Here is a 5695-nt window from a genome sequence, read left to right as displayed (position 1 = left end):
GGCCTACAGCCCGCGCGGCATGGTCGCCACGGCCAATCCCTTGGCCACCGAGGCGGGCCTGCGGGTGCTGCGCGAAGGCGGCTCGGCCGTCGATGCGGCGGTGGCGGTGCAGGCGGTGCTGGGCCTGGTGGAGCCGCAGAGCTCGGGCCTGGGCGGCGGCTCGTTCCTGATGGTCTACGACGCCAAGACCGGCAAGGTGACGGCCTATGACGGCCGCGAGACCGCGCCCGCGGCCGCGACGCCGGCCCTGTTCCTGGGCGACGACGGCAAGCCCGTGCCGTTCATCAACGCGGTGCTGTCGGGCCGCTCGACCGGCGTGCCCGGCGCGGTCGGCATGCTGGCCCAGGCCCAGAAGGAGCACGGCGCCATCGGCTGGGACCGCCTGTTTCTCGACGCCGAGAAACTGGCCGACCAGGGCTTCACCGTCAGCCCGCGCCTGGCCTCGATGATCAACGGCCGCTCTCCCCAGGGCAAGACGGCCGACGCGACCGCCTATTTCACCAAGCCCGACGGCCAGCGCTACCAGGCCGGCGAGACGCTGAAGAACCCGGCCTACGCCGCCACCGTGCGTCGCCTGGCCGCCGAAGGGCCGTCGGCGCTCTATGAAGGCCCGCTGGCGCAGGCGATCGTCGCCAAGCTGCACGAGGGCGAGCGGCCCTCGGCCATGACCCTGGCGGATCTCGCCGCCTACAAGCCGCGCAGCGCCGACGCCCTCTGCCGGCCGTGGAAGGTCTACACCGTCTGCGTGCCCAACCCGTCGTCGAGCGGGGTGTCGCTGTTGCAGGCCCTGCTGATGCTCGAGCACACCGACATCGCCAAGCGCGGTCCCAAGGACCCGATCGCCTGGACCCAGATCGCCGAGGCCGAGCGGGTGATGTACGCCGACCGCGACCGCTATGTCGGCGACCCGGGCAAGGTGACCGTGCCGGTCGAGGGCCTGCTGGACCCGGCCTATGTCAAGGAGCGCGCCAAGCTGATCGGCGAGACGGCCGGCCCGGTCCCGACCTTCGGCCTGCCCAAGGGCGCGCCCAAGGTCGGCCCGGACTCGACCATCGAGCCGGGCGGCACCACCCACTTCGTCATCGTCGACCCGGCCGGCGACGTGGTGTCGATGACCACCACGGTCGAGAGCATCTTCGGCTCGGGCCGGATGGTCGGCGGCTTCTTCCTCAACAACCAGCTGACCGACTTCAACTTCGCGCCGATCGACAAGGACGGCCTGCCTGGCGCCAACGCCGTGGCCGGGGGCAAGCGCCCGCGCTCGTCGATGTCGCCGCTGATCGTGCTCGACAAGAAGGGCAAGTTCCTGGCCGCCGTCGGCTCGCCGGGCGGCTCGGCGATCCTGTCCTATAACCTCAAGGCCATGGTCGGGGTGTTCGACTGGGGCCTGTCGATGCAGGACGCCGTCGCCCTGCCGAACCTGGTGGCGCGGGGCGAGGTGTTCTCGGGCGAGGTCGACCGCTTCGGCCCGGAGCTGACCGCGGCCCTGCAGGCGCGGGGCGTGATGGTCAAGGAAGGCCAGAACGAGAATTCGGGCCTGCACGGGGTGATCGTGCGGGCCGGGGGCAAGCTGGAAGGCGGCGCGGATCCGCGTCGCGAGGGCGTGGCGAAGGGGCTGTGAGATAAGAGACACTCCCCCTGAAGGGGGAGGTGGCCCGAAGGGCCGGAGGGGGAAGCGGCTGCTGACGCGCCGCGATCACTTCCCCCTCAGTCGGCTTCGCCGACAGCTCCCCCTTCAGGGAGAGCGTCTTGGATTACGGCAGCGGACGCGGCTTGCGGTCCTCGCCGATGGCGACGAACGTGAACACGCCTTGGGTCACCTTGTGGGCCTTTTCGCCGTCGCGGCGGCGGCGCCAGGCTTCGACCTCGACCTTCAGCGAGGTGCGGCCCGTATGGACGATGCGGGCGAACAGGCTGACCTCGTCGCCGACGAACACCGGGCTGATGAACACCATGCCGTCGACGGCGATGGTCGCGCAGCGGCCGGCGGCGCGGTGGAAGGCGATCGAGGCCGCCGCCAGGTCCATCTGCGACAGCAGCCAGCCGCCGAAGATGTCGCCTTCGGGGTTGGTGTCGGACGGCATGGCGATGGCGCGCAGCACCGGCGGGTCGTGCGGCCACTCGGCCGCTTCCCAGGCCTGGGCGAGGGTCTCGGCGCGCGGGCCGGAGAGGCTGGAGTCGTCCAACTCAGTGGCCGCCGGGGCCTTCGTAGACGCCAGGGGCGAGCTGCTCGTCCTCGTCGTGGCCGGCGTGCGAGGCGGCGATGAAGCGGCGGTCGCAATAGGGGCAGTCGACCGAGCCGGCCGCGCCCATCTCCAGCCACACGCGCGGGTGGCCCAGCGCCCCGCCGACGCCGTCGCAGGCGATGCGGTGCGAATGGACGTGGACGATTTCCGGGGCCGGGCCGGCGGTGACAGCGACGTCCATGCCCGTGGGGGCGGTCGGAGCTTCGGACTTGGCCTTGGCCATGGGAACTAACCTTCGAATTCTGAGCGCGGCCTTGGCTAGGCGGCGAACGAGGCATACCTATGCGACGCGTCGGCGCCGCGTCAATTCGGGCAAGGCGCCACGCCCCTGTTTTCAAAGCCTTCGGCCCCGCGACGGGCCTTGATTGGACGCTTCATGGACCTGCCTGCCTACGCGATCGAAGCCGAGGGCCTGTTCAAGACCTATCCCGCCACCAAGACCGCGCCGGAGAAGCGGGCGCTGAACGGCATCGACCTGAAGGTGCCGCGCGGCTCGATCTTCGGCCTCCTGGGTCCGAACGGGGCTGGAAAGTCGACCTTCATCAACATCCTGGCCGGCCTGACCCGCAAATCCTCGGGCACGGTGAAGATCTGGGGCCGCGACATCGACGAGCGCCCGCGCGACGCCCGCGCCGCCATCGGCGTGGTGCCGCAGGAGCTGGCCGCCGACGTCTTCTTCACCCCGCGCGAGTCGCTGGAGGTGCAGGCCGGCTATTACGGCGTGCCCAAGAACGAGCGCCGCACCGACGAACTGCTGGGCGCCTTGGGCCTGGGCGACAAGGCGAATGCTTACGTCCGCCAGCTGTCGGGCGGCATGAAGCGGCGTCTGATGGTGCCCAAGGCCATGGTCCACCAGCCGCCGGTGCTGATCCTCGACGAGCCGACGGCCGGCGTCGACGTCGAGCTGCGCCGCCAGCTGTGGGAATATGTGAAGGGCCTGCACGAGCTGGGCGTGACCATCGTGCTGACCACCCACTATCTGGAAGAGGCCCAGGAGCTCTGCGACCAGATCGCCATCGTCAACCGCGGCGAGGTGGTGGTCTGCGAGCCGACCCCGACCCTGCTGGGCCGGATGGACATCCGCAACGTGGTGGTGACCCCCGAGAGCCCGCTGTCGGTTCCTCCGGTGCTGGAAGGCTTCGACACCAAGGGCCGCGCCGGCGGGGCCTTCTCGGTCAGCTACCGCACCGGCCAGTCGAGCGTCGAACACGTGCTGGCCGCCGTGCGCGGCGCCGGCGTGTCGATCAAGGACATCGCCACCGAGGATCCGGACCTGGAGGACGTGTTCGTGTCGCTGACCTACGGCGATCCGAACGCCAAGGACCCGCTGAAGACCTGAGGTCGCACTCGCAAACCTCTCCCTATGGGAGAGGTGGATATGGGTTGGGAGAGGCTGACTACGGAAGCGCCCTGACGAACGCCCGCACCACGGTCGCGGAGTTATCCGCCGCCAGGCGCAGGAACACCGGGAACTGGTTGGTCGCCGGATCGCCGCCGGCCAGGTCCGACAGGCTGCGGAAGGCGATGAACGGGGTCTTGTTGACATAGGCCACCTGGGCCACGGCGGCGCTCTCCATGTCGAGCACCCGGGCGCCGAAGGTCTTGTGGGCGTAGTCGCGGAAGGCGGCGTTGTCGACGAACACCGGCCCCGAGCCGCCGGCGCCGCCGACCACCACCTTGGGCGGCTTGGTCAGGCACTGGTCGGCCGCGCAGCGCTTCAGGGCCAGGCCCTCGACCGACTTGCGGGCCAGGGCGATCAGTTCGGGATCGGCGGCGAAGGACAGCTTGTCCTCGGCCTTGGCCGGGTCCTGGTTCACGGTCACGGCGCGCGGATGCATCATGCCGAAATTGGGCAGGTCGCTGACCAGGCCGGGCGTGGGGGCGAAGCCGCCGGGAACCTCGCGGGCATAGGCCATTTCGGAGGTCTGGGCCCAGGTCTCCGGCGCCACCACGTCGCCGACCTCGAGTTCTGGATCGGCCCCGCCGGCCACGCCGGAGAACACGATGCGGGTCACATGGAAGCGATTGAGGGCCGCTTGGGTGGTCATGGCCGCATTGACCATGCTGATCCCCGACAGGAACAGCACCACCGGCTTGCCCTCCAGCTTGCCGGTCACGTAGCGCGTGCCGGCGGCCGTGAACTCCTGCTTGTCGGCGGTCGCCGCCTCCAGCGCGGCCATCTCCGGCGGGAAGGCGCTGACCACGGCCGTGCGCGGCGCGGCGTCCAGGCGCTCGGCGGCGTTCGCGGCAATCGGCGCGCCGATCGGCGTCAACAGAAGAGCGCAGGTGAGGGCGGTCGAGACGATACGCATGGGGGAAGGCTTCCGATGGTCGATTCGGCGGCACCCTAGCGCCGCGCGCGCCGCCGCCGGAAGGGCCGACGTCCAGCCTGTTGCATCGTCCGCCGGTTCCGACGACTTTCGCGCCGTTTTAAGTAAGCGGGGCAGGCATGAGGGCTTGGATTCTAAGAACATTGGTCGTTTTGGCGGCCGTCCTCGGGGCGAGCGCGCCAGGGCTGGTCCAGGCGGCCGCCAAGCCGATCCCGATCAAGGTCGTGGTCGTCACCACCTTCGAGATCGGCGCCGACACCGGCGACGTCGCCGGCGAGTTCCAGCCCTGGGTCGAGGGCTGGCCGCTGAAACGCGAGATCCGCGTGCCCGGTATCCGCCACGTCGCCCGCTATTCCGACGACGGCGTGCTGGCCATCGTCAGCGACATGCGCGGCCGCACCCGTGAGAGCGTCGCGGCGCTGATCCTGTCGGACCAGTTCGACCTCTCCCACGCCTACTGGATCGTCAGCGGCATCGCCGGCGTCGATCCCGCCTCGGCCTCGGTCGGCAGCGCCGCCTGGGCCCGTTACGTCGTCGACGCCGACCCGATCTACGAGGTCGACGACCGCGAGATCCCGGCCGACTGGCCCTACGGCCTCTATTCCAACGACGCCGACCGACCGAACGTGAAGGGCAAGGCCGAGGGCTCCAGCGCCATGGCCTGGACGCTCGACAGGGGCCTGGTCGACTGGGCCTACGCCCTGACCAAGGACGTCGTCCTGCCCGACAATCCGGATCTCGTAAAACTGCGCGCCGGCTATGTGAAGGAGCCGAACGCGGCCCGCCCGCCGTTCGTGCTGCAGGGCGACGCCCTGGGCACGGTGCGCTTCTGGCACGGGACCCAGCGCACCCAGTGGGCCCGCGACTGGGTCAAGCTCTGGACCGACGGCGCGGGGACCTTCACCATGAGCGACTGCGAAGACCAGGGGATCCTCGACGTGCTCGACGCCCATGCCGACAGCGGCCGCATCGACCGGCGCCGGGTGCTGGTGCTGCGCACGGCCAGCAACTACACCCGCCCGCCCCTGGGCGAGCCGACCTTCCCGCGCGTGCTGCACGACGACGGGGCCAAGGCCGGCTTCGAAGCCGAATTCCTCGTCGGGGGCGTCGTCGCCCGCG

6 protein-coding genes are annotated in these 5695 nt (G+C 70.4%); 3 read left to right on the top strand and 3 right to left on the bottom strand.

Features of this window, described 5'->3' with window-relative positions; all coding sequences use genetic code 11:
• Window positions 1–1621 (top strand): gamma-glutamyltransferase (ggt, locus tag DMC18_RS09880; RefSeq protein ID WP_110132905.1); only part of this gene is annotated, 1621 nt, incomplete at its 5' end.
• 133 nt (window positions 1622–1754) lie between these two features.
• Here the strand turns inward: ggt and DMC18_RS09875 are convergent.
• Together DMC18_RS09875 and DMC18_RS09870 are read right to left on the bottom strand one after the other, a co-directional pair.
• Entirely contained in the window at window positions 1755–2186 is a 432-nt protein-coding gene (locus DMC18_RS09875; protein WP_110121666.1) for an acyl-CoA thioesterase, read from the bottom strand.
• A gap of 1 nt (window position 2187) precedes the next feature.
• Window positions 2188–2469, bottom strand: coding sequence for a zinc-finger domain-containing protein (locus DMC18_RS09870; protein ID WP_110121667.1), 282 nt, complete (start codon window positions 2467–2469; stop codon window positions 2188–2190).
• 153 nt (window positions 2470–2622) lie between these two features.
• On the opposite strand from DMC18_RS09870, the gene DMC18_RS09865 reads away from it, so the two are divergent.
• Complete coding sequence (locus DMC18_RS09865; protein WP_110132903.1) at window positions 2623–3585, top strand: ABC transporter ATP-binding protein; 963 nt, start codon at window positions 2623–2625, stop codon at window positions 3583–3585.
• Window positions 3586–3643: 58 nt separating this feature from the next.
• On the opposite strand, the gene DMC18_RS09860 is transcribed toward DMC18_RS09865, so the two are convergent.
• Window positions 3644–4558, bottom strand: coding sequence for a 5'-methylthioadenosine/S-adenosylhomocysteine nucleosidase (locus DMC18_RS09860; RefSeq protein ID WP_110121669.1), 915 nt, complete (start codon window positions 4556–4558; stop codon window positions 3644–3646).
• A gap of 137 nt (window positions 4559–4695) precedes the next feature.
• Between DMC18_RS09860 and DMC18_RS09855 the strand changes: the two genes are divergently transcribed.
• Window positions 4696–5695: purine nucleoside permease (locus DMC18_RS09855; RefSeq protein WP_110132904.1), on the top strand; the 1000-nt coding region annotated here is incomplete at its 3' end.

This window comes from Caulobacter sp. D5, assembly GCF_003185805.1.
Taxonomy (GTDB): domain Bacteria; phylum Pseudomonadota; class Alphaproteobacteria; order Caulobacterales; family Caulobacteraceae; genus Caulobacter.
The sequence above is the reverse complement of the archived record's forward strand: the minus strand, read 5'-3'. Positions and strand labels throughout refer to the sequence as shown.